Genomic DNA, 24,010 nt, shown 5'->3' on the forward strand with positions numbered 1-24,010 from the left:
GCGTAAGAAAATGTGAATTTTTGCTTAAAAAATAACATTTAATTTGCATGCGATGCTGTTAACGATGACATGCACTCAGTACAACTTTTGGCAATGGTACTTTGGTTTAAGTCCGATATTTGAGCAGGAATAAAGCAATTGCATCTTGAATAATTTGCTCAAGCTCATGAGCATTTGGTACAGCAATGATCCCAAGTAAAACCTTCTGGTGGCGTACGCCAAGCAATAAGGACATAAGAAGCTCGGTTTGATAAGTAGGATTATCGGTTTGAATAAAACCTAATTGGGCCGCTTTTTGCAAAAACTCAGCTAATTGATTTTGCAGTCGGGTATGAGATGCATCAAAAAACTGTAGAGCGAGAGGACTTTGTTCTGCTGCAAGTTCAAATAAAACGTGCTCGAGTTTAAGCGCTTCAGGTGAGTAAATAATTTGCAAGGCGCGTGAACACACAATAAAGAGTGCTTGATAAAAGTCTGCCGATGCATCTAATTCAAATTGTTTAGTACAGAGAGACTCTTCACAGGTTTCTGTAATTGCGCAAATAAATAGATTGGCTTTGTCTTGAAAGTGATTATAAACCGTGAGCTTAGTGACACCTGCTTCCTGTGCAATCTGGTTCATGCTGGTACCGTGATAGCCAGATTTTAAAAAAATAGCTTTCGCGGCTTGTAAGATACGAGCACGTTTTTCTAGATCTTTGGGGCGCCCACTTTGATTAACTGTTTGCACAAAACCCTCTGTTAAAAATTTAAAAAATAGCGATTTATAAGTTTTTCTTTAATTAATGTACCCATGAGTATATTAATTAAAAAACAAACAATTTATGATGCAAGCATATTGTGCCTTAAAAAATCAGTTTGAATAAGAGCGATAAGATATGAATCTGTTAAAACCTCTCATCATGAGTATGGTGATTGTTTGTACGGTCACATTAATGGGGTGTAGTAAAGAAGCCCCAAAAACAGAAGAAATACCCTATGTGATGGTGGCTCAACCCTTGACCACACTCAATGAACAAAAAAGCTATGCAGGGGATGTGCAAGCCAGACAACAAACGGCTTTAGCGTTTCGAGTCGGTGGGCAAGTTACGGCACGTTACGTGGATGTCGGTGACCGAGTTAAGGTTGGACAAGTTTTAGCAAAGCTTGACGTGGCAGATGCTCAGCTACAGTTAAATGCTGCTAAAGCCCAACTGGACAATGCACAGGCAGCAGCAAAAACGGCATCAGATGAGTTGAAACGTTTTCAGCAATTACTGCCAATTAATGCGGTCAGTCGTTCGCAATATGACACAGTAAAAAATCAATATGACTCGGCACAAGCGGCTCTACAACAAGCTCGTTCTAACTATGAAGTTTCTGCTAATCAGACAGGTTATAACCAACTCATTTCTAATAAAAACGGAGTGATTACTGCGCGAAATATCGAAATTGGACAAGTGGTTGCAGCGGGTCAAGCCGCTTATCAACTGGCAATTGATGGAGAGCGTGAAGTTGTCATTGGCGTACCAGAACAAGCGGTTGCCGAGATCAAGGTTGGTCAGGCAGCTTGGGTCACTTTATGGTCTAAACCGAATGACCGATTTGCTGGTTACGTACGCGAAGTTTCCCCAGCAGCTGATCAGTCTCGTACCTTTACAGTCAAGGTTGCACTCAAAGAAGGTCAATCTGTTATTCAGCTTGGACAAAGTGCACGCGTATTTTTTAGCTCGACTCAAACCAATGTGATGAGTGTGCCACTTTCGAGTGTCTCAGCAACAGATAATCAACCTTACGTATGGGTCGTTAATGCGAATCAGACATTGCGTAAAGTACCTGTAACGATTGGTGTATATGGCAAAGACAGCGTACCTGTGTTATCAGGCTTGGCCCCAAATGATTGGGTTGTGATTGGCGGCGTACATTTGCTACGCGATAAACAGAAGATTCACCCGATTGACCGTGAAAACCGTGGGGTGAAAATTCAGGGAGCAACCCAGCCATGAAATTCAATCTCTCGGAATGGGCATTAAATAATAAAGGCATCGTCCTTTATTTTATGCTGTTGCTTGGCATTATCGGTGCGATTTCTTATTCAAAATTATCACAAAGTGAAGACCCACCCTTTACCTTTAAGGTAATGGTGGTACAGACCTACTGGCCTGGAGCGACTGCCAAAGAAGTTTCTACTTTAGTTACGGACCGTATCGAAAAGGAACTCATGACAACAGGGCAGTATGACAAGATTATGGCTTACTCCCGTCCAGGCGAGTCGTTGGTCACTTTTGTGGCCAAGGATTCACTTACTTCTGACAAGATTCCCGATGTTTGGTACAACGTTCGTAAGAAGGTCAATGACATTCGCCATGAACTGCCAAACGGTGTACAAGGTCCATTTTTCAATGACGAATTTGGAGACACTTACGGCAATATTTATGTACTGACAGGCAAAGACTTTGACTATGCACTTCTTAAGGAATATGCAGATCGTTTGCAATTACAGCTTCAACGCGTCAAGGATGTTAGTAAGGTTGAATTAATTGGTCTACAAGATCAAAAAATCTGGATTGAGATTTCTAACACTAAAGCGGTACAGCTTGGTATTCCAGTGACTGCGATTCAAGACGCCTTACAAAAGCAAAACAGTATGGCAAGTGCTGGCTTTTTTGAAACAGGTACAGACCGTATTCAGATTCGGGTAAGTGGTCACTTACAAAACATTGATGAAATTAAAAAAATGCCTTTACTGGTAGGTGATAAAACCATTCAGCTCGGAGATGTCGCTGATGTCTACCGTGGTTTTAGTCAACCTGCTCAGCCACGTATGCGTTTCATGGGTGAAAATGGGATTGGTATTGCTTTATCGATGCGTAAGGGCGGTGACATTATTGCCTTAGGTAAAAATCTAGACACAGAATTTGCCCAATTGCAAAAGACACTACCTTTAGGCATGAAACTCCAAAAAGTTTCTGACCAACCTGTAGCAGTGCAGCGCAGTATTCATGAGTTTATAAAGGTACTCGCTGAAGCAGTTATTATTGTCTTGTTAGTGAGTTTTTTCTCTTTAGGTTTCCGTACAGGATTGGTTGTCGCTTTTTCTATTCCTTTAGTTTTAGCAATGACCTTTGCGGGTATGAATTTATTCGATGTCGGCCTGCATAAGATTTCATTGGGTGCTTTGATTCTGGCGCTAGGTCTGTTAGTCGATGACGCCATTATTGCCGTTGAGATGATGGCAATTAAGATGGAGCAGGGTTATAGCCGGATTAAAGCCGCCGGATTTGCATGGAAAACAACAGCATTTCCGATGCTCACTGGAACACTGATTACCGCGGCTGGTTTCTTACCGATCGCGACAGCTCAGTCTGGTACTGGTGAATACACACGTTCTATCTTTCAGGTGGTGACGATTGCCTTATTGGTGTCTTGGGTTGCAGCAGTTTTATTCGTACCTTATTTAGGTGAAAAGCTATTACCCGATTTTACCAAAATAGGCCATCAGGCACCTTGGTATGTCCGTTTATGGGCAAGATTAACTAAAAAACCGCAACCGCAAACTGTGGTCATTTCACAGGACCATCACTACGATCCTTACCAATCTAGCTTCTATTTACGTTTTAGAAAGATGGTCGAGTTCTGTGTGACTTACCGTAAAACCGTAATTGCGACTACGGTGGGTATTTTTGTGCTATCTGTGCTGATGTTTAAGATCGTTCCTCAGCAGTTTTTCCCACCTTCGAATCGCGCAGAAATTTTAGTCGATTTAAAACTTGAAGAAGGCGCTTCTTTAACAGCGACAGAACAAGCTGTGAAAAAGGTTGAAAAGTTTCTGTCTAAACAAAAAGGTATTGATAACTATGTGGCCTATGTAGGTACAGGGTCACCACGTTTTTACTTACCTTTAGATCAGCAACTGCCACAAGCCAGCTTTGCGCAGTTTGTTGTACTCGCATCATCACTTGATGATCGTGATGAAATTCGTCGCTCGTTAGAAACACAAATTAAGCAATTACTTCCGCAAGTTCGTACTCGCGTGTCATTACTGGAAAATGGCCCACCTGTTGGTTATCCGTTGCAATATCGTGTGTCGGGCGAAGATCAAAATCTGGTACGTCAAGAGGCACAGAAAGTCGCTAAACTGATGAGCGAAAACCCGAATACGACCAATGTACATTTAGATTGGGGTGAGCCGAGTAAGATTATTTCAATTCAAATTGATCAAGATCGTGCTCGACAAATGGGTGTCTCTAGTCTGGATTTAGCGAACTTCATTAATGCATCAATTACAGGTAGTGCGATTGAGCAATATCGTGAAAAACGTGAACTCATTGAAATCCGTTTACGTGGTGATCAGGCAGAGCGAGTTGAAGTAGCTTCACTGGCAAGTTTAGCTGTCCCAACGACCAATGGAACGACTGTGCCTTTAGCCCAGATTGCTAAAATTGAGTATAAGTTTGAAGATGGTTTAATTTGGCATCGTAACCGCTTACCAACAATTACCGTACGTGCAGACGTTCGATCTCAACTACAGCCCGCTACAGTGGTGGGAGAGTTAGCAGAATCAATGGATAAGTTACGTGCTGAATTACCAAGTGGTTATCTTATTGAGGTGGGTGGAACCGTAGAAGAATCTGCGCGTGGACAAAATTCTGTGAATGCGGGTATGCCACTGTTTTTAGCGGTTGTCATGACATTACTGATGATTCAGCTCAAGAGCTTATCTCGAGCGACCATTGTGTTATTAACAGCTCCGCTGGGTTTAATTGGTGTGGTTTTATTTTTACTTCTATTTAACAAACCATTTGGTTTTGTAGCCATGTTGGGCACAATCGCACTCTCTGGCATGATCATGCGTAACTCGCTTATTTTGATTGATCAAATTGAACAAGACAGGCAGGCAGGGCATCCAACATGGGAAGCGATTATTGAGGCTACCGTACGTCGATTCCGTCCGATTATTTTGACTGCTTTGGCCGCGGTTCTGGCCATGATTCCACTTTCGCGGAGTATTTTCTTTGGTCCGATGGCAGTTGCGATCATGGGTGGATTGATTGTTGCCACTTTACTAACATTATTTTTCTTACCTGCGCTCTACGCAGCGTGGTTTAAGGTGAAAAAAACCGCATAAAATACATAAATTTTTTGTGAATAAAGGTGCGAAATATTGAAAACTCCAATATAGTAGCACCTGTCTTTACACAAAAAATACAGGAATATTTCGTTGCATAAAAAATAGGCAAAATGCAGCGAATTGAGGTGAAATACAGATGGGGCAAGACCATATCGAACAGCATCGCCGTTATATTGTAATTTCTTATACGTTTATGTTTCTTGCATTGTTTACGGTTATTTTTGCAGCCTTTGCTTATTTGGTTGCTCGTAAAGTAGCGGCTGTAGATAATGCAGAAGTTTGGATTCATGCGCATGCGCTATGGATTATGCGTAATGGAATTCTATTTCTTTTTATGGCAATTTTTGCTGTGGTCTGGTTTATTCCGCTATTCTTTTTTGCATGGGACAGTAACCTTTGGGTAACGGCCTCTACGGTTGCTGGTGTCGTTTTTAGCGCGATTGCGTGGTTATTTCTTTTAAATGCATGGTTAAAAGGCGTGTCTAAATATTTAAAAAATAAGGCAGTTTTTTAATATATCTATTTTTTGAACATTTCCCCCTTGTAAATTCGGCTAAAGCCCCCAATTTAGTCGGCAATAGAGTATTGATAAAATTCCGTGAGGAGCACCGCCAAAAATGGCTAAACGTGATTATTATGAGGTTTTAGGCGTTTCAAAAACCGCAAGTGATGATGAGATCAAAAAAGCCTACCGTAAATTGGCGATGAAATATCATCCTGACAGAAACCCTGACAATGCCGAAGCTGAAGAAAAATTTAAAGAAGCTTCAGAAGCTTATGAAGTTTTATCGGATAGCGAAAAGCGTAGCATGTACGATCGCATGGGTCATAATGCGTTCGAAGGTGGCTTTGGCGGCGGTGGTGGCGGCTTTGGCGGATTTAGTGCAGAAGATATTTTTAGCCAGTTCGGTGATATCTTCGGTGGTGCATTCGGTGGTGGTGGACGTCAACAGCGTCAACGTCGCGGATCAGATTTACGCTATGTAATGGAACTTACCCTTGAAGAAGCTGTAAAAGGGGTGAAAAAAACCATTACCTTTACTGCTCCGGCACCATGTGATGTGTGTGATGGTAAAGGTTCAAAAAATCCAAAAGATGTTGAAACTTGTAAAACTTGTCATGGTTCAGGACAAGTGCGTATGCAGCAAGGTTTCTTCTCTGTACAACAAACATGTGGTACTTGTCGTGGCCAAGGTAAAATTATTAAAAACCCTTGTCAGGCATGTCATGGTTCTGGTGTAGCTGATCGCCAGCAAACGTTGGAAGTTACAATTCCAGCGGGTGTGGATAATGGTGACCGCGTACGTTTGAGTGGCAAAGGCGAAGCAATTCGTGATGGCCAATCAGGTGATTTGTACGTTGAAGTCGTTGTTCGCGAACACGAAATTTTCCAACGTGATGGCGCCGACCTTTATATGGATGTACCTGTTAGCATTGCTGATGCTGCACTTGGTAAAGAAATTGAAATTCCAACTTTGGAAGGTCGTGTTAGCTTGAAGATTCCTGAGGGAACTCAAACAGGCAAATTATTCCGTTTACGTGGTAAAGGCGTTCGCCCAGTACGTAGCAGCATGGTGGGTGATTTACTCTGCCGTATTGTGATAGAAACACCGGTCAACTTAAATGCTCGTCAACGTGAATTACTTAAAGAATTGCAAGCTTCTTTTGATGGCGAAGACAGTGCTTCTTCACCAAAGAAAAAATCATTCTTTGATCGTTTGTTTGATTAATGCTTGATTAGATAAGAAATTAAAAAGAAGGCGGATATTGATAAAATATCCGCCTTTTTATTGCGCTGATTCATCTTATTATTTTTATTCTGCTTAAAAGAAAATTACTTCTGCTTACTCTGTAGGGTGAGCAACATCAATGTCGTCAACACTTACAGTCGGTTCGCTAGAAGCAAGAGTAGAAGCATTTTCGATAACTGGTGCGGCTACTGCTTCTGCCTGTACAGCTACTTTAGGCGTTTCTGTCGTTGTTTCGCCAATAATCGGGTCAATATCTTCAACTTTAACGGCGGTATTGGCATCGGTTACTACGCTAATTTGAGTTGTAGGCGTTGCTGTTTGAGTATTTACGTTAGTCGTAATGCGTGCTTTAGATAAGCTTTCTAATGTGTCTCCTGGCTGGATTGCAGGCTCTGCAAATGCCACTGAACTCATAATCCCCATCATCGCTGTGAAGCCAATAATTCTCGAATGCATGTTGAACTCCTTATAGTCATCTTTTTTTCATTCGTGGCTGAGTAGTGTGCAGATCAATTCTTTAACTTTTGTGAAAACAGATTAAATTTCAGCTGATCTTAAAAAATAATTTTTACTTTTTATCGTGAGCAAAGAGTTTTGATATAGTAGACAAATTACGTAAAACAGAAGATTGAGAAGGATTATGTCAGCAGCTCCACGCATTGGTATTTTAGGTGCAGGCGGTCGTATGGGCCGTACGCTTATTCAAGCAGTTCAACAGGCAGGCTATCAATTAGCTGCTGCGGTAGAGCGTCCGGAAAGTAGTTTGGTAGGCACTGACGCTGGTGAGCTTGCTGGAATTGGTTCAGTGGGTGTGAAGGTTTCAGGAAGTTTGGCAGATGTTCTGAAAGACTGCGATGTAATTATTGATTTTACCGCACCAGTTGCGACTGCTCAGCATTTGAAGCTTTGCCGTGAAGCTGGGGTTGCCATGGTCATTGGTACAACAGGTATGTCAGATGAGCAAAAAGCTGAGTTAGACGAAGTTGCCACTCATACACCTGTGGTTTACGCTGCGAACTATTCAGTTGGTGTAAATGTATCAATCAAGTTACTTGAGCTTGCAGCAAAAGTATTTGGCGATACAGTAGATATTGAAGTGATTGAAGCTCACCACCGTCATAAAGTAGATGCGCCGTCAGGTACAGCGTTAATGATGGGTGAAGCGATTGCAGATACTTTAGGCCGTAACTTAAAAGAAGTTGCTGTTTATGGACGTGAAGGACATACAGGCCCACGTGACCGTCAAACGATTGGTTTTGAAACTATCCGTGGTGGTGATATTGTTGGCGAACACACTGTTATGTTCATTGGTGAAGGTGAGCGCGTTGAAGTGACTCATAAAGCAACTAACCGTATGAACTTTGCTGCTGGTGCAGTGCGAGCTGCGGCATGGGTTGTGGGCCGTGAAGCGCGTAAATATGACATGAAAGATGTTTTAGGATTGAACGACGTACAGGTTTAAAACCCTGTACGTATTCCATGTGTAGCGAGAAAAAAAAGATAGAGCAGAACATGAATAAAAAACAAATTGCCCTGACCACTCTTCTTTGTTTAAGTAGCCTCTGGACGGGGGCTGCTTCTACAGAAAAAGCTAAACTAAGCTTAGACCGCAATAATATTAAAGTCTGGACCTATCAGAAGACTGATAATCCAGTCTTTCAATATAAAGCAGAAACGACATTTGATGTGCCACTCGAACGCGCTGTCGCCGTGATTTTAGATGTGAATCGTGCCGATCAGTGGGTGCCTTATATGGGCAAAGTTGAAATGTTGTCTCAAGATGAGAAAAAAGGTGAGTTCACACTGTATATGGTGTTGGATTTTCCATTTCCTTTGAAAGATCGTGATGTCGTTGTAAAAGGAAAAATGAGCAAGGCTGCAAATGGCGTTGTGACAATTAAAAATACTGCAATTAGCGGAAATTATCCGATACAACCCGATGTGGTGCGCTTAACACGCTATGAAGGGGACTGGACATTCCAGAAACTTGCAAATAATAAGGTGAAAGTAACCACCAGTGGTTATGCTGATCCTGCTGGTGCAATTCCATTAAGTTTTGTGAATATGTTTGTTCAACAGCAGCCTTACCAGATGTTGCTTAAAATGAAGCGCGAAGTGACCAGTCCGATTTATGAACAACCGAAATTACCAGATATTTTAAAATAAATAACTTAAAGAAAAGCGCCTGAAATCAGGCGCTTTTTTTATTAATCTGAACACTGCTGTAACGCTTGAGCTGGGCTGCTCTCGCGTTTGATTTGGAATAAAACCAATAACAACGCTAACCCAGCCAGTAATGCACCAGCAAATGATACTGCGCTATAACCCCAACCTAAATCGAGTACTAATGCGCCTGCTGCTGCTCCTACTGCGTTACCTAGGTTAAACGCACCGATATTTACTGAAGAGGCAAGGCCTGGTGCTTCGTGAGCGACGGACATTACACGCATTTGTAATGGAGGCACTAAAGCAAAGGTTGCTGCACCCCAGATCACTAAAGCAATGGCTGCACCAATCTGACTTTGTGCAAGAATCGGGAAAGTCACCATCATCACAATCAATAGAACCAAGAAACCAATCAGAGTTTTGTTGATGGACAAATCTGCAAAGCGACCGCCTAAATGGTTACCAATCGAGAAACCGACACCAATCAACATCAGCATAAATGTAATGAAGGTCGGTGAAGCATGGGTAAACTCAGTCAAACTTGGCGCAATATAGGTATAGAGCGTAAACATTGCACCCGCACCGAGTACGGTGGTGAGCAAGGCAAGTATTACAGGGGTGCGCGTTAACACTTTCAATTCAGCTTTCACATTTGGTTTTTTGGCAACCATACCTTGTGGGAGGGCTTTCCATAAAGCGAGCATGGTAATAACACCAAGCAATGAAATAGCAAGGAAAGACATACGCCAGCCAATGTTTTGCCCAACCCATGTTGCCAAAGGCACGCCACCGATATTGGCAATAGTTAGGCCCATAAACATGGTTGCTACAGCACTGGCCTGTTTATGTGCGGGCACAATACTTGCTGCTACAACTGAACCTATCCCGAAGAAAGCACCATGGTTAAGGCTGGTGATGAGACGCGCACCTAGTAAGCTCATATAGCTTGGTGAAAACGCTGCGATCAGGTTACCTACCGTAAAGATCGCCATGAGAAAAATAAGCGCATTACGTCGTGCAAAACCACCAAACCACAGGGTCATGAACGGGGCACCTAGCATGACGCCAAGTGCATAGCCCGTAATTAACATTCCGGCCGTTGGAATTGAAATCCCTAAATCATTAGCGATATTCGGCAATAATCCCATTGGTGAGAATTCAGTGGTGCCAATGGCAAAGGCACCAATAGCCAATGCCAATAACGAGAACGCCGTATTTGATTGAGTGTTCATGAGTTTAGTCCCAAACTGGTGCCCATGGCTCTGGGCTAACTTCACGACTGTTACGATCAAGTTCGGCAATCATTTGCATTTCAGCTGAAGTTAATTCGATATCCTGTGCTTTTAAATTGCTAATCAAGTTTTCACGTTTAGTCGAAGATGGAATAACCGCAAAACCACGTTGCAATGCCCATGCCAGTGCAATTTGCGCCGTTGTTGCTTGATGAGCTGCTGCAATTTTAGCTAGGACTGGGTCTTGAAGCACTTTGCCGTACGCAAGCGTCATATATGAAGTGACATCAATATTCTTCTCTTGTAAGAAGTTCACAAGTTTGTGGTTTTGAAGATAAGGGCTTAGCTCAATCTGATTAGTTGCAATATGCTCTGCACCAATTGTGTCAATTGCTTGTTGGGTAAGCTCAATATTGAAGTTTGAGATACCAATTTGTTTAGTAAGGCCTTGTTGCTTTGCCTCAAGTAAAAGCTGCATGATTTCAGGAATAGAAACGCCTAAGTCCGGTGCTGGCCAGTGAATCAGAGTTAAATCGACATAGTCAGTACGAAGCTTTTGTAAGCTCTCTTTTAAGCTTGGAATAAATTTATCTTGAGCAAAATTATCTACCCAGATTTTTGTGGTTAAGAATAAGTCCTGACGTGATATGCCGCTTTCGGCAATGGCTTGACCAATCGCTGCTTCATTGTCATAAATTTGAGCAGTATCAATTGCACGGTAACCTACATCTAAAGCATTTTTAACAGAATCAATCACCGCTTGTTCTTTTAGACGGAAAGTTCCTAGACCAAAACGTGGGATATTCATGTTTTCACCTGAATTTAAATAATTGTTTAACTTGAGGTGCATTTTGCTCGGATTATTGTTGCGAAAAAATAGATGAATAAGCAAAATATCTTTGATGATTAGTCAATAATAGAATAAGCCATGAAATCAACAATTGAAGAACTTGTTGCCTTTATCACAATTATTGATACAGGCTCATTTGTAGCCGCAGCAGAGCATTTAAAACAAACACCTTCAGGAGTAAGCCGCTCTTTAACACGCTTAGAGACTAAGTTAGATGTGACCTTGTTAGAGCGAACGACACGTAAGTTGAAACTGACTCAAGAAGGGCAACAGTTTCTGGTAAAGGCCCGTAAAATCTTAAATGAGCTGAATGCTGCTGAAGAAGAACTACAAAAATCCGATCAGGGTACGGCAGGACTCATTCGTATTGATTCGGCTACTCCGTTTGTTTTACACGTGATTGCACCATTAATGCATAAGTTTCGTGAGTGCTATCCAGATATTGAAATTGAGTTAAATAGTAATGATCAGGTGATTGACTTGCTGCAACATAAAACTGATGTGGCATTTCGATTTGGGGAGCTTAATGATTCGAGTCTTCATGCCAAACTAGTTTGTAAAAGTCGCTTATTTATTGTGGCGAGCCCGGAATATTTAGCGATTAAGGGCACTCCAACACAACCAGAAGAACTCGAACAACATGATCTGATTGGTTTTACCAGACCTGCCTATATTAATAGCTGGCCGATTAAAGTCGGCGATGAATATTTTTTCGCACAAGCAAAAATTAAAGCTTCCAGTGGAGAGACGGTACGTCAACTCGCCATTAGAGGTCATGGCATTGCACGGCTATCTGAATTTGAGGTTTGGAAAGATATTGAAGAAGGGCGATTGATTGCATTATTTGAAGATCAAATTGAACATCAATATCAAAGCATCCATGCTGTGTATTATCAACAAGAGCATCTACCAAAACGAATCCGTTTATTCATTGAGTTTTTGGCAGAACAGTTAAAAGATGGTTTTAAAAACGCTCTCTAAAAGTAGCATAGCCATCAGTTGGAAAATGAACTTCTAGAAGTGGAGTGGTTTGTCCTTCTGATGAATGCTGGGCCAGAAAATAGCTTTTTTGCTGTTGGCGGCAACTAAAATATAATTTGGAATAGGCCGAGTTCACCATCACAACTTCATTTGAGCTATTACGCTTATATTGATAATGAGAAATCGTACTGGCCTCATCATCAGTGCGCTGCTCCAATTTGTAGTCTTGTTGATTGGTCATTTTTAAATAACCCTCAATCAGACTTTGGCAAACTGTATGTCTGTACTGTTCATTTTTTGGTTGAGGTTGGCAACCTGCTAAAACAATAGTAAATAACCATATAGCTTTTAATTTCATGATCTTGCTACTCTTTGAGTTGATTTCTATAGCGTAAAGGTGTTCTATAAACCAGTACAGATACAGAAATTTTTAAAAAAGCAGCACAGAATGACTTTCCAATATCAGGTTCTTGCCAATCAATTAGCACATCGAATTTATCAAGATGAGCTTAAGCCTCATCAAAAGCTGATTTCTTTACGAGATTTTGCTCGTCAGCACACTATTAGCTTAAGCACGGCAAAAAGTTGTTATGAGTTACTTGAGGCAAGGGGACTCATTTATGTAAAGCCGAAATCGGGTTACTTTGTGGTTGCTCGTGCCCAATCTAGTCCTATTCCTGATAGCCCCGATTTTTTGTCTTTACCTCGGCAAGTCTCAAATCTGGAGTTGCATAACCAAATTCAAGAAGCCGCCTTACAAAGCCATCTGGTACCATTAGGCTCGATCCAGTTAACGCCACATTTTATTCCGGTGGAAGGCTTACGCCGTTCTATTCAACGTGCTTTAAAAAATTGTCAGCCACAAGACTTTCTCTACTGTAATAAACAAGGACATGAGCAATTAAGAAAAGCGCTTTCTGATCATTGGCGTGAAGACGGCATCTTCATCGCAGCAGAAGATATTTTCATTACCAATGGTTGTATACCTGCTTTGTCATTAGTCATTCAGCATCTAACAGATGTAGGCGATAGTATTTTGATCCCGACGCCTACTTTTAATGGGCAGCTACAGCTTTTAGCCAGTTTAAAACGGCAGATTATTGAAATTCCAGCGCATCATCGTGGCATTGATCTTGAGCGTTTAGAATCATTGATGCAGCAGGGTTTGGCTAAGGTTTGTCTCATGACTGCCAATTATCAAAACCCTTTAGGTTATTGTTTAAGTAATGCAGAAAAACAAAAGATTGCTGAATTAGCTGCAAAATATCAGTGCTTTATTATCGAAGACGATATTTTTGGTGAATGTGGTTACAGTAATGAACGCCCGCTACCGATTCGCTATTGGGACCGTGAGGGCTATGTCATTTGGTGTGGGTCGGTTTCTAAGTCACTGTCGAGCGCATATCGGGTAGGGTGGTTCTGTCTAAGTGCAAAGCTACAGCATTTAAGGCTTGAGCTGCTGGCAAGCAATATTGGCGTAAATACACCGCTACAATTAGGCTTAGCTGATTTTATTTATAGTCGTGGTTATCGAGAGCATTTAGAGCAGCTACGACCAAATCTAATGCGACAGGTCGAACAATATCGCAGTTGTATTTTAAGAGCCTTTGACGGCCTCTCCATTGCGTTAAGTCAGCCAGAAGGCGGCTATGCACTCTGGATACAGTTACCTAAGGGCGTCGATACCTTAGCGCTTTATTACACTGCGAAAGCCGAAGGAATTACTGTGGTACCGGGCCATGTTTTTGGTGAGGATGAACGTTATCGGCATTTCATTCGTTTAAATGCAGGTCACGAGTTAACAGCAGATGTCCGCCAAGCAATTAAAGACTTAGCGGACTGGTCACGGCAACAGATTAAAACAGCGAGTTAGTTTTATTCTGCAAAGTCTGCTTTAAGCACAATTCGATAACGGGCCTGACCTGAGTGTAAACGTTCAATTGCTTCATTAAGCTCTGACATTGGAAACAGCTCAATTTGAGGTGCAATTTTTTTGCGTGCAGCAAACTTTAAAAGTTGTCGCAGTGCAGCAGGTGAACCTGTAGGGGAGCCTGTTACTGACTTAGCACCACCAATAAGTGAACCTACAGAAACAGGAACGGGTTCAAGCGTAAGGCCTAAGAAATGTAAGGTTCCGTTTGGTGCCAGTGTTGCAATAAAAGCAGGCCAATTTAAGGTCACATTCACGGTACTCAGCAATAAATCAAATTTACCTTTTTGTGCTTTTACCGCGTCTGTGTCGCGGCTATTCACCACATGATCGGCGCCCATTGCTTTGAGCTCTTCCGTTTTGTCAGGATTGGAACTGAATGCCGTGATTTCACAGCCCCAAGCTTTAAGTAGCTTAATGGCTATATGGCCTAAACCGCCAATCCCAATCACACCTACATGGTGTGTTGCCTGAATTTTGTGTTTGAGTAGCGGATCAAAAACGGTAATCCCACCACATAGTAAAGGGCCTGCGCTTTCAGCATCTAAATCATCGGGAAGGGGAATAATCCACTGCCAACCTGCACGTACTTTATCGGCAAAACCACCAGCATGCCCGACGATGGTTGCAACATTTTCGCCGGTACAAAGGACTTGCTGACCACCAATACATTCATCACATGCTTGGCAGCTCTCAGCGGTCCAGCCAATGCCTACACGTTGCCCGATTTGTAAACCTTTGGCTTCTGAGCCTAAAGCAACAATTCGTCCAATAATTTCATGGCCTGCAACAACAGGGTACACAGTTGAACGCCATTCATTGTTTAGAACAGAAATATCAGAATGGCATAAACCACAGTATTCAACTTTTACTTCAACCTGATGCGGTTGTAACTCACCTGCATCAAATTGGTAAGGAACCAATTTTTCACCTGCCTGCATAGCGGCATAAGCTTGAATTGTATTATTGCTCATCGGAAACTCCTTAAGCGGGTTTGATCCGTTATGGTGGGTTATGAAGCTTTAAATTGACAACTGTTTTCATGATCATTGACCATGCCTACTGCTTGCATAAAAGCATAACAGGTGGTTGGGCCAACGAATTTGAAGCCATTCTTTTTAAGAGTTTTGGAAAGTTTTACGCTGAGTTCGGTTTGTGCTGGTGCCTGACGATAATCTACAACATCGTTTTGTTGTGGGGCCGCATCTACAAATTGCCAAAGCCATGTAGTGACATCACCGACTTGTGCTTTGAGTGCTTGCCAAGCAATTGCATTATCACGAATTGCTTTAAGTTTGCCTAAGTGGCGAATTAAACCCGCATCGGATAATTTTAGTTCTAAAAAGTCATCTGTGAATGAGGCAATATCTGCAATTGGGTGATTAAAGAAGTGCTCTCGGTAACTTTCTCTTTTTTTCAGTACGGTAATCCAAGATAAGCCAGCTTGCTGACCTTCCAGACAAAGCATTTCAAATAATCGTGCTTCATCATGTTCTGGTTTACCCCATTCTTCATCATGATAGGCAATATAGAGGGGATCATTGGAACACCATCCGCAGCGTTGAGTTTTCATGATGATGCTCCTTATATTTGTCTTAGAATTTTAAAGTTTAAATAACACCCATTCATTTGGGCGCGTATCCCAATAATACAGTTCAGCTTGAGTTAAGTCTTCAAACTTTAGCCAAAAGTCTTTGCCCACTTTATCTGAAAAACCAGTACTGATTAGCAGGGCATCGTCGCTGATTTCCATGATCCAGCCTTGATAGCTATTGCCATTTAAAATGATCTTTTGCTGATTGCCTGACTCGGCAAACTCTACTAAGCGATTGATCAGCGCTTCCGACATACAATGTTCCTAGCGTAAATAAGAATAAGGGTTAATAGCACCACGTCCTTTACCATCTAGATAAAGACCATAATGCAAATGAGGTGAAGTATAACGTGCATTGCCCGTGTTGCCGACATAGCCGATCAGATCCCCTTTTTTGACATAGTCACCGACATTTAGTCCACGTTTGTGACCATCAAGGTGAGCATAATAATGCCATGTTCCTGCTGGACCTAAAATCCAGATGACTTTACCACCGAGATTATTATTGCGCAGATCTGCAACAAGCCCTTCGGTTGCACTGTACACTTTGGTTCCACGTGGAGCCAAAATATCAATTCCTTCATGACTACGGCCCTGACTGCGTGCAGCTCCCCACGTATCTTTTAACTCATCTCGGTCGACACCTTTCACAGGCACAGGAAGTCGATTTGCGAGTTGCATACTTTTAAGCTTGCTGACTTGAGCTGGTGGGAGTGGGGCTGGTTTTTTAGGTGCACTGGCACAGGCAGCCAATAGAAGAATTAAAAAACCAAGTGAGAAATGAGAAACAAAACGTCGCACAAAATACTCCCTGTCACTGCCATATCAAAATTATTTTACTCAATATGTCATGAACGGCTTGTCGAGATCAATTTTTTCATCGCTGTTGGAACGCCCTTGGCAACAGCTTGTTCTGGACTGAGCCATTGTCCTTCGAGTTCAATCGCCAGATGTTCTTTTTGATCAGGTTCCACGTGGAACGTGTGAGCATTAAGTAACCATGTAAAATGAGTGAAACTATGACTGATCTGAAAGGTTTGCGTCTGAGGTTGCAATTTAAATTGCTGACTTAAGCTAAGACGTTCGTGTTCAATTTCTAAAATGGGTAAACAGAATAAACCACCCCATAAACCATGAGATTGTCGTTGTTGCCAGAACCATTCATCTTCACACTGGATGATAAGAACATCTGCTGTTCTAACGGGTGGTGTTTTTTTAGGTTTTTTAAATGGGAGTTCTTGTTCTAGGCCTTGTTGGTAAGCTTGGCAGTGGGCTTGCATTGGACAATATAAACAGAGTGGTTTTTTAGGCGTACAAATGGTCGCACCTAGGTCCATAATTGCTTGAGTGTAATCATGGTTACGTTGGGTTGGGCAAAGCGCTTCAGCTAGTTTCCACATTTCACGTTCATGTTGGGGTTTACTTAAATCATCCTCAATAGCAAAGAAACGGGCTAAGACACGTTTTACGTTGCCATCCATAATCACGCCATACTGACGTAAACCCAAAGACATGAGCGCACCTGCGGTAGAGCGGCCAATGCCGGGTAATGCAATCCATTCTTCTAGCGTTTCAGGAAATTTTCCCTGCTGAGTTACAAGACCTGCGGCCTTGTGCAAATTACGAGCACGAGCGTAATAACCCAGACCTGCCCAATAAGGTGCTACTTCATCCCAAGTTGCATGACCTAAAGCTTCTACAGTCGGGAAGCGCTCCATAAAGCGGTCGAAATATTGCAGAACTGTTTTAACTTGAGTCTGCTGCAACATAATTTCAGAAACCCAAACTTTGTATGGATCATCTGCGACTTGCCACGGCAAATCATGACGACCATGTTGATCGAACCAGTTTAAGAGGGCATCAGAAAAAGAAAAGTCGGGCATGAACAGCTAAAGAAGAAAAGTAAGAGTTAAATTATAGCTGAAATTTGTGGGGAGATTTTGTTTAAAGCAGGTGAAGTACAAGTACCAGTTAAAACAGAGATGACCTTAAAAAGCGTGATCTCTGTTTCAATAATAAAAAAGGATTAATCCTTTTGTACACCCCAACGCTGATCAAGTTTCAACGGCTGGTTTTTATAGTACGGAATGACATGAATGTGGAAATGATCTGAATTTTGTCCGAACACTTCACCATCATTGAAGCTAATATGGAAACCGTCTGGTTGATGGCGAAGCTGCGTTTCGTGGCGTGCAATTTCAAGAAGTGTAAGCAGGCCTTGATGCTCTTTAGACGTAATGTCAAAAAAAGAACGAACATGGCGTAGTGGTGTTACCACACAGTGGCCTTTAGATAGCGGATTAGAATCAGGTAAAATTACAGCAAATTCATTCTTATCAATGATGTCATATTCATCAAATTCGCAATACGGACATTTCTTGTCAGTCATTGTTGTATCCTCTCATGTTATTCCATTAAACCCGGAGTGCGGGAAATAAGACTAGGCTTTGCTCTAGCTCAACGGGAGTATAGTTATTGAAGTATGGTTTAAAAAATACAGTAAAAATATTGCAAAGTCATAAACATTTAAGGGAGCAAATGCAAATAAACAATTTGCTCCAAATTCGCTTCTTTTATTTTAAAGTACGTTCTAATAAAGCGTACATTTTAGCAAGGCCTTGTTTTTCCGCTTCGCTATTGTAGCCAAGGTCTACACCGTTCGCTTTAGCTCTTTCATCTGCAAGCGGGTTACTAAAGCCATGTTTAGCACCTTCTAAAACCACTACCTCGTGTTTCACCTCAGCAGCTTGCATCTCTTTTTCAAAATTAGCAACATCTTCTAAGGTGACCATACTGTCTAATTCACCATGAAGAACTAAAATTTCACCTTGAATGTTGCCTTTTTGAGCAGGTGCCTTAGGTGTTAGCGTGCCATGGAAGGTTGCAACTGCTTTTAGGGGAGCACCTGAGCGAGCAAGGTCTAATACCACTTTCCCGCCATAACAAAAGCCAACAGCTGCAAGTTTTTCACCGTTTACTTCTGGTTGGGCTGCAAGAGTTTGAAGTCCAGCATTTGCGCGAGTAGTGACAGTGTCTAATTCTTCAAATGTCTGCATCATCCATTCATAAGCTTGAGCTGCAGTAGTTGTGACTTTTTTATCACCATACATATCAATTGCAAGCGCAGCATAACCATGTTCAGCAAGCTCACGCGCACGTTGTTCGGTATATTCGTTACGACCCCACCACTCAGGACCAACAATCACACCCGCAACAGGTGTTTCACTATCTGGAGCAGCGAAGTAACCAATTAAATGGCTGCCATCTGGTGCAGTATATTGAATTTCACGGGTTTTAATTGCTGTACTCATAACCTTAATCCTGAAATTTAAAGAGATTTAAACACGCTTGATTAAAGCATAAAAAAATAAAGTAATATAAATAACTATGTAAGAATCTACATCAAAAGAAAAAGTTAGAAAATTTTTTGCAATAAAAAAAGAAGGAAACTGGTTCCTTCTTTTTTATATATGGTCATGATTAAATTAAGTCCTGCCTCGCGAAATGAACCCAATTACAGCAAGAATTACAGCTATAACTAATAAAATCACGGCAAAGTCTTTAGATAACCCTGCAACACCACCAAACCCTAATAGACTGGCAATGAGTGCAATCACTGCAAAAATTATTGCCCAACGGAACATATGCTGTCCTCCTACTTATTTTTCATTGTCCTTTAACTATATAGGGTGTTTTTTGCACCGAATGTGTCGTTTATGTGGTTGAAATGTATATTAAACAATCATTTTGTGATGTTAGGAATACAGCTTCTTTTTTCGTACAGATCACTTCAATGCTATACTTAGATACTGTTTTATCTCATCTGCTGCTAAAAAATTATGTCTATCGAGACCTCACTTCGTCCATTGTTTTGGAAAAATTACACGCTTGAGCAACTGACTCAAATTGAGTGGGAGGCTTTATGTGACGGGTGTGGTTTATGTTGTCTGGTAAAGCTAGAAGATGAAGATACCCATGAGGTGGCTTATACCAAAGTGGCTTGTAAGTTACTTGATTGCAGTACTGGTCGTTGCTCGGACTATTCTAATCGTCAGCAACAAGTACCTGACTGTTTGCAATTAACCCCAGAGTCTTTAAAAACAATTCATTGGCTACCATCGAGCTGTGCTTATAAACGTTTGAATGAAGGAAAAAATTTACCTTCTTGGCACTATTTAAATACGGGTTCTCGACAAAGCGTGATGAATGCGAAAAAGTCGGTTGCAGGACGTTGTATTTCTGAAGTTGATGTCCATGAAGATGATCTTGAAGATTACGTTGTACGTTGGGTACGTTAAGCAGATCTGCATAAGCATTTCTAATTACAGCGTATAATAAAGTAACACTTTTATCGTAAATTTTTTGCTCATCTCCGTTATATAACAATAAAAACAAAAGGAGATAAAAATGATGAGACGACTAGCAGCCCCCTTATTATGTAGTAGCTTTTTTTTATTAATGGCTTGTGGTTCTAATAATACCAATTCAAAAAATCTTGAACAAAAAACCTCTGCTAAAACAGAACAGTCCAATTCAGTCAAACAATCTTATCAGGTTGAAACTGTTGCACATTTTGATGAGCCTTGGGCAATAACAAGTTTGCCAGATCAGCGTTTATTAGTGACGGAGCGCCAAGGTAAATTAAAAATTTTTAATCCTAAAAATAAACAGATGTTGAATGTTTCAGGAATACCTCCAGTGAGTTATGGCGGACAAGGTGGTTTGGGTGATGTAGCTTTACATCCCAACTTTGCGAAGAACCACTGGATTTATCTGAGCTATGCAACCAAAGGACAAGGTGGGTATGGAGCAGTGATTTCACGTGCAAAATTAGATTTGTCCAACCCTAATCAACCTAAACTTACAGATGTGAAGCAGATTTGGCAGCAAGTACCCAAAGTTTCAGGTCAAGGCCATTACGGACATCGCATGGTTTTTGGGGCAGATGGGAAACTTTGGGTGAGTTCAGGTGAACGACAAAAGTTTGATCCTGCTCAAAACATGAAAAGTAACTTGGGTAAAATCTTGCGTCTAAATGATGACGGTTCAGCATCGATAGGCAATCCTTTTTATCAGCAAGGCGGAGTCACTGCTGAAATATGGTCGCTTGGACACCGTAATCCGTTAGGCATGGCGTTTGACCCTCAAGGTCAACTATGGGTCGTTGAAATGGGCCCTAAAGGTGGTGATGAGCTTAATATTATTACCAAAGGTGAAAATTATGGTTATCCAATCGTTTCAAATGGAGACCATTATTCGGGCCAACCTATTCCAGATCATCACACTCGCCCAGAATTTAAAGCACCTGAAATTGACTGGACTCCTGTAATTTCTCCGTCGAGTTTGATTATTTATCGCGGACAACAATTTCCTGCATGGCAAAACAAGGCTTTAATTGGAGGCTTATCTTCCGAAGCGATTATTGTTGTCGATTTACAGCATAAACCTGTGAAAGAAGTGCAAAGACTAGATATGAAGCAACGTATTCGTGGTTTGCATGAAGCACAAGATGGTTCGATTTGGGTCATTGAAGATGGTCCAAAGGCACGCTTACTTAAGCTGAGTAAGAAAGCATCTTAAGGCGATAAAACCGCCTGTAAATAAAGGCCGTGTCTCATAGATTCAAATTGTAGATTTCTGTGAGACACAATAGACTATAGATAAAAGACGATAAAGCTATTTGAAATGTCAGACACCCATATTCCACTTCCCGAACGCCTACGCCCGAGAGACTTGTCTGAAATTATAGGGCAAGATCATTTATTAGGTGAGAATGCACCACTGCGTCAAATGATTGATCAGGGTCATTTACCTTCTATTATTTTTTGGGGGCCACCGGGAGTTGGTAAAACCACAATTGCTTTGCTGTTAGCTCAGGCGATAGACCGCCCATTTGTGAGCTTATCTGCGCTGAATACGGGTGTAAAAGAATTACGTGAAGTCATTGCAGAAAGTGGTGATTTACTGACACCTGTGGTTTTTATTGATGAAATTCATCGTTTTAATAAATCGCAGCAAGATGCTTTATTGGGTGCAGTTGAAAAAGGTAAAATTACCTTAGTTGGAGCAACCACCGAAAACCCGTCTTTTGAGGTGAATAGTGCGCTTTTATCACGCTGTCAGGTTTATACCTTAAACAGTTTAGACAGTGAAGCGATCCAGACTCTCATTAATAATGCACTTCAAGCCGATAAATTCTTAAAAGAACGCTATATTCATATTGAAGAATATGATGCTCTCATTCAATTCGCTGCTGGTGATGCCCGTAAAGCGCTTAATTTACTTGATCTGATTGCCAGTACATTTGAAACAGAGATTGAAAATACCATTACTAATGCAGTTGTGGTGAAAGTAGCACAGCAAAATATTGCACGTTATGACAAATCTGGGGAACAGCATTACGATTTAGTTTCTGCCTTCATTAAATCGATTCGGGGCAGTGATCCAGATGCAACCCTGTATTGGATGGCACGTATGCTCAAAGGCGGAGAAGATCCTGTTTTTATTGCAAGACGTATGTTGATTGCAGCCTCGGAAGACATCGGAAACTCTAACCCAAATGCATTATTACTTGCTGGTGAGTGCTTTCGTTCTGTACAAGCGGTGGGTATGCCTGAGGCTCGAATTATTCTGGGCCAAACGGCGGTTTATTTAGCCACGAGTGCAAAAAGTAATAGTACCTATTTAGCGATTAATAAGGCCTTGGAACTTGCTGATAAGACTGCAAATTTACCTGTGCCTTTACACTTAAGAAATGCACCAACCAAGCTTATGAAACAGCAGGGTTATGGAATTAATTATCTCTATCCTCACGATTACCCTGAGCACTTTGTGCTGCAAGACTATTTGCCGCCTGAGTTAAAGGGAACCAAACTCTACGAGTCTGCGAGAAACAAGCGTGAAGTTGAAGGTGAGCGCTTGCAACAACGTAGATGGCAGCAAGAACAGTAATAACCTATTCGTTTTATCAAGCTGCACCTAACGATGATCATGCTGTTCCAGTTCTTCAGTCACCTGACCATAAATCAGTAGCGTAAACACGCCTGTACCACCAATAATATTGCCAATGGTGGTTGGGACTAGGAAAGTAAACAGATATTCATTAATGGAAGCCTCTCCTTGCCAGACGAGATAGGACATTTCGGTAGAGCCAACCACTACATGGGTAAAGTCACCTAGTCCTATCAGATAAGTCATGAAAAAGATGAGCAGGAATTTATTACTGACTGAAGGCAACATCCAGACCAATGCTGCAATTAACAGCCCTGACATAATACCTTTGAGCATATTCTGGGTCGCAGTAAAGGAAGCAACATGATGGGCTAGCTCATCGAGTGCTTGGTCAATACCGGGAGTAAACAGGTGAGTAGTTAGGAAAAATAAACTCGCTAAACCTGTTCCAATCACATTGCATAGAATCACAATCCCCCATAAGCGGCCTACTGCTCGTAATTTATCGAAGGTAAAGGGCTTGAATAAAGGTACAACTGTGGTGATGGTATTCTCGGTAAAGAGCTGCATGTGACCCAAAATTGCGATCAGGAACCCAATGGTATAACCGATATTGGTGATTAAATCGGTCCAGATCGCATCAGTCGGGAGATAAGAAGCAATAATCGCTTTAAATACAAATGAAAAACTGATGACCAAACCTGCGGCAATTCCTGAAAAGATCAGCGCAGCCGTCGGGCGATCCAGTTCCTCGGCGCCATCACGACGGATAATTTCATAGACCAGACGGGGTGACAGCTTCTCATGTTCTTCAACCGCTATTTTTTCACGCCAACTTAAGGTTTGATCGACTTTTTCTTCCTCTATTTTATGATCCATCAGGTTTACTCCTCACTGAATAAATATTTTATATTTCTAATTTTTATTTATTGTTAAGGCAGTGTTCAGGATAAATCCAGTCTATTCCTAACAGCTTTGTGTGTTTTTTTATAAATCGAATGATGCGGCGGTAGCAAAGAAGCAAAAATAATGCATGAACAAGAGCAATCAGCCCAGATACAAATGAAGATTGAGAGCACTTTGTGCTACAAGACGATTTGCCGTCTGAATTAAAGGGAAGCTATGAGTTTGCAAGAAATAAGCATGAGGTGGAAGGTGGGCGCTTGCAGCAAATTATGCAGCCATACTAGTTAGAATAAGGTGTAGGTTCTTAAGGTACGAATAAGCGCCATATAATCGCCTTGAGAAGCCTTGGAAATTACTGATTCAACTTCTGCCTGAGTCCAGCCTTGTTTTAAGGCTGAGCTGCTAAAGTTCGTTAATAACACCAACGGATTTTCACCAAAGTGGATTGGATGATTCATTAATCTCTTTTCAAGCTTAGATATTTCCATAGGTCTACCCTAGTTTTAAATTTAATTATTGTGAAGTACTTAATGTTTTTT

At 41.5% G+C, this 24,010-nt stretch carries 26 protein-coding genes and 1 pseudogene; 12 read left to right on the forward strand and 15 right to left on the reverse strand.

Annotation, left to right across the window (positions count from 1 at the left end):
- Positions 1–106: 106 nt before the first annotated feature.
- Positions 107–730, reverse strand: coding sequence for a TetR/AcrR family transcriptional regulator (locus tag ASF86_RS10625; protein WP_056481916.1), 624 nt, complete (start codon positions 728–730; stop codon positions 107–109).
- A 148-nt stretch (positions 731–878) separates the two neighbouring features.
- Between ASF86_RS10625 and ASF86_RS10630 the strand changes: the two genes are divergently transcribed.
- The 4 genes from ASF86_RS10630 to dnaJ all read left to right on the forward strand — a co-directional run bounded on the left by ASF86_RS10630 (position 879) and on the right by dnaJ (position 6,840).
- Positions 879–1,985, forward strand: a complete 1,107-nt coding sequence (locus ASF86_RS10630) for an efflux RND transporter periplasmic adaptor subunit (RefSeq protein ID WP_056481919.1) — start codon at positions 879–881, stop codon at positions 1,983–1,985.
- Positions 1,982–5,107 carry an efflux RND transporter permease subunit gene (locus ASF86_RS10635; protein ID WP_056481922.1) on the forward strand — a complete coding sequence of 1,042 codons (3,126 nt, stop codon included), beginning with the start codon at positions 1,982–1,984 and terminating at the stop codon, positions 5,105–5,107. The genes ASF86_RS10630 and ASF86_RS10635 overlap by 4 nt, the downstream gene beginning before the upstream one ends.
- Positions 5,108–5,246: 139 nt before the next feature.
- Positions 5,247–5,624, forward strand: a complete 378-nt coding sequence (locus ASF86_RS10640; protein WP_005037803.1) for a hypothetical protein — start codon at positions 5,247–5,249, stop codon at positions 5,622–5,624.
- A gap of 103 nt (positions 5,625–5,727) precedes the next feature.
- Positions 5,728–6,840, forward strand: a complete 1,113-nt coding sequence (dnaJ, locus tag ASF86_RS10645) for a molecular chaperone DnaJ (RefSeq protein ID WP_056481925.1) — start codon at positions 5,728–5,730, stop codon at positions 6,838–6,840.
- Positions 6,841–6,954: 114 nt separating this feature from the next.
- Here the strand turns inward: dnaJ and ASF86_RS10650 are convergent, their stop codons facing one another.
- Positions 6,955–7,317 (reverse strand): hypothetical protein, encoded by a 363-nt coding sequence (locus ASF86_RS10650; protein ID WP_056481929.1) that lies wholly within the window; start codon positions 7,315–7,317, stop codon positions 6,955–6,957.
- Between the two features lie 184 nt (positions 7,318–7,501).
- Between ASF86_RS10650 and dapB the strand changes: the two genes are divergently transcribed.
- Positions 7,502–8,323 (forward strand): 4-hydroxy-tetrahydrodipicolinate reductase, encoded by an 822-nt coding sequence (dapB, locus tag ASF86_RS10655; protein ID WP_056481932.1) that lies wholly within the window; start codon positions 7,502–7,504, stop codon positions 8,321–8,323.
- Between the two features lie 50 nt (positions 8,324–8,373).
- Positions 8,374–9,027, forward strand: a complete 654-nt coding sequence (locus ASF86_RS10660) for an START domain-containing protein (protein WP_005037811.1) — start codon at positions 8,374–8,376, stop codon at positions 9,025–9,027.
- A gap of 41 nt (positions 9,028–9,068) precedes the next feature.
- Here the strand turns inward: ASF86_RS10660 and ASF86_RS10665 are convergent, their stop codons facing one another.
- Positions 9,069–10,259, reverse strand: coding sequence for an MFS transporter (locus ASF86_RS10665; RefSeq protein ID WP_056481935.1), 1,191 nt, complete (start codon positions 10,257–10,259; stop codon positions 9,069–9,071).
- Positions 10,260–10,263: 4 nt separating this feature from the next.
- The gene (gene dkgB / locus ASF86_RS10670; protein ID WP_056481938.1) at positions 10,264–11,067 is read right to left on the reverse strand and encodes a 2,5-didehydrogluconate reductase DkgB; all 804 of its coding nucleotides are present in this window, start codon (positions 11,065–11,067) and stop codon (positions 10,264–10,266) included.
- Between the two features lie 120 nt (positions 11,068–11,187).
- Here dkgB and ASF86_RS10675 point away from each other — a divergent pair, with 120 nt between their 5' ends.
- Complete coding sequence (locus ASF86_RS10675) at positions 11,188–12,090, forward strand: LysR family transcriptional regulator (protein ID WP_005044429.1); 903 nt, start codon at positions 11,188–11,190, stop codon at positions 12,088–12,090.
- Here ASF86_RS10675 and ASF86_RS10680 read toward each other — a convergent pair.
- Positions 12,074–12,448: a hypothetical protein gene (locus tag ASF86_RS10680; RefSeq protein ID WP_056481941.1), complete on the reverse strand. Its 375-nt coding sequence runs from the start codon at positions 12,446–12,448 to the stop codon at positions 12,074–12,076. The two genes, ASF86_RS10675 and ASF86_RS10680, sit on opposite strands and share 17 nt — an antisense overlap.
- A 90-nt stretch (positions 12,449–12,538) precedes the next feature.
- Here ASF86_RS10680 and ASF86_RS10685 point away from each other — a divergent pair, with 90 nt between their 5' ends.
- Positions 12,539–13,963, forward strand: coding sequence for a PLP-dependent aminotransferase family protein (locus tag ASF86_RS10685; RefSeq protein ID WP_056481943.1), 1,425 nt, complete (start codon positions 12,539–12,541; stop codon positions 13,961–13,963).
- Between the two features lie 2 nt (positions 13,964–13,965).
- Here ASF86_RS10685 and ahr read toward each other — a convergent pair whose 3' ends face one another.
- The 8 genes from ahr to ASF86_RS19290 all read right to left on the reverse strand — a co-directional run bounded on the left by ahr (position 13,966) and on the right by ASF86_RS19290 (position 19,258).
- Positions 13,966–14,994: an NADPH-dependent aldehyde reductase Ahr gene (gene ahr, locus ASF86_RS10690; protein WP_056481946.1), complete on the reverse strand. Its 1,029-nt coding sequence runs from the start codon at positions 14,992–14,994 to the stop codon at positions 13,966–13,968.
- Between the two features lie 38 nt (positions 14,995–15,032).
- Positions 15,033–15,593 carry a DNA-3-methyladenine glycosylase I gene (locus tag ASF86_RS10695; RefSeq protein ID WP_056481949.1) on the reverse strand — a complete coding sequence of 187 codons (561 nt, stop codon included), beginning with the start codon at positions 15,591–15,593 and terminating at the stop codon, positions 15,033–15,035.
- A gap of 30 nt (positions 15,594–15,623) precedes the next feature.
- Positions 15,624–15,869, reverse strand: coding sequence for a hypothetical protein (locus tag ASF86_RS10700; RefSeq protein WP_001287364.1), 246 nt, complete (start codon positions 15,867–15,869; stop codon positions 15,624–15,626).
- Between the two features lie 9 nt (positions 15,870–15,878).
- Positions 15,879–16,415 (reverse strand): M23 family metallopeptidase, encoded by a 537-nt coding sequence (locus tag ASF86_RS10705; RefSeq protein ID WP_004640170.1) that lies wholly within the window; start codon positions 16,413–16,415, stop codon positions 15,879–15,881.
- Between the two features lie 47 nt (positions 16,416–16,462).
- Entirely contained in the window at positions 16,463–17,497 is a 1,035-nt protein-coding gene (gene mutY / locus ASF86_RS10710; protein ID WP_005044417.1) for an A/G-specific adenine glycosylase, read from the reverse strand.
- Between the two features lie 143 nt (positions 17,498–17,640).
- A complete protein-coding gene (locus tag ASF86_RS10715; protein WP_005037836.1) occupies positions 17,641–18,003 on the reverse strand; it encodes an HIT family protein in 363 nt (120 codons plus the stop codon).
- A gap of 184 nt (positions 18,004–18,187) precedes the next feature.
- Positions 18,188–18,925, reverse strand: a complete 738-nt coding sequence (locus ASF86_RS10720; protein WP_056481952.1) for a dienelactone hydrolase family protein — start codon at positions 18,923–18,925, stop codon at positions 18,188–18,190.
- 174 nt (positions 18,926–19,099) lie between these two features.
- Positions 19,100–19,258 carry a DUF1328 domain-containing protein gene (locus ASF86_RS19290; RefSeq protein WP_000490267.1) on the reverse strand — a complete coding sequence of 53 codons (159 nt, stop codon included), beginning with the start codon at positions 19,256–19,258 and terminating at the stop codon, positions 19,100–19,102.
- Positions 19,259–19,453: 195 nt separating this feature from the next.
- On the opposite strand from ASF86_RS19290, the gene ASF86_RS10725 reads away from it, so the two are divergent.
- The 3 genes from ASF86_RS10725 to ASF86_RS10735 all read left to right on the forward strand — a co-directional run bounded on the left by ASF86_RS10725 (position 19,454) and on the right by ASF86_RS10735 (position 22,565).
- Positions 19,454–19,912, forward strand: a complete 459-nt coding sequence (locus ASF86_RS10725; RefSeq protein ID WP_056481955.1) for a YcgN family cysteine cluster protein — start codon at positions 19,454–19,456, stop codon at positions 19,910–19,912.
- A gap of 109 nt (positions 19,913–20,021) precedes the next feature.
- Positions 20,022–21,194 (forward strand): PQQ-dependent sugar dehydrogenase, encoded by a 1,173-nt coding sequence (locus ASF86_RS10730; RefSeq protein WP_201784116.1) that lies wholly within the window; start codon positions 20,022–20,024, stop codon positions 21,192–21,194.
- Positions 21,195–21,299: 105 nt separating this feature from the next.
- Positions 21,300–22,565: a replication-associated recombination protein A gene (locus tag ASF86_RS10735; protein ID WP_056481958.1), complete on the forward strand. Its 1,266-nt coding sequence runs from the start codon at positions 21,300–21,302 to the stop codon at positions 22,563–22,565.
- Positions 22,566–22,592: 27 nt separating this feature from the next.
- Here ASF86_RS10735 and ASF86_RS10740 read toward each other — a convergent pair whose 3' ends face one another.
- Positions 22,593–23,444 (reverse strand): formate/nitrite transporter family protein, encoded by an 852-nt coding sequence (locus tag ASF86_RS10740; protein ID WP_056481961.1) that lies wholly within the window; start codon positions 23,442–23,444, stop codon positions 22,593–22,595.
- A gap of 194 nt (positions 23,445–23,638) precedes the next feature.
- Between ASF86_RS10740 and ASF86_RS20260 the strand changes: the two are divergent.
- Positions 23,639–23,755, forward strand: a pseudogene (locus tag ASF86_RS20260) (hypothetical protein); the annotation flags it as partial.
- Here ASF86_RS20260 and ASF86_RS10745 read toward each other — a convergent pair.
- Positions 23,756–23,959: a hypothetical protein gene (locus ASF86_RS10745; protein ID WP_056481964.1), complete on the reverse strand. Its 204-nt coding sequence runs from the start codon at positions 23,957–23,959 to the stop codon at positions 23,756–23,758. It abuts the pseudogene before it with no gap.
- Positions 23,960–24,010: the final 51 nt, after the last annotated feature.

Source organism: Acinetobacter sp. Leaf130 (genome assembly GCF_001423205.1).
Lineage (GTDB): Bacteria > Pseudomonadota > Gammaproteobacteria > Pseudomonadales > Moraxellaceae > Acinetobacter > Acinetobacter calcoaceticus.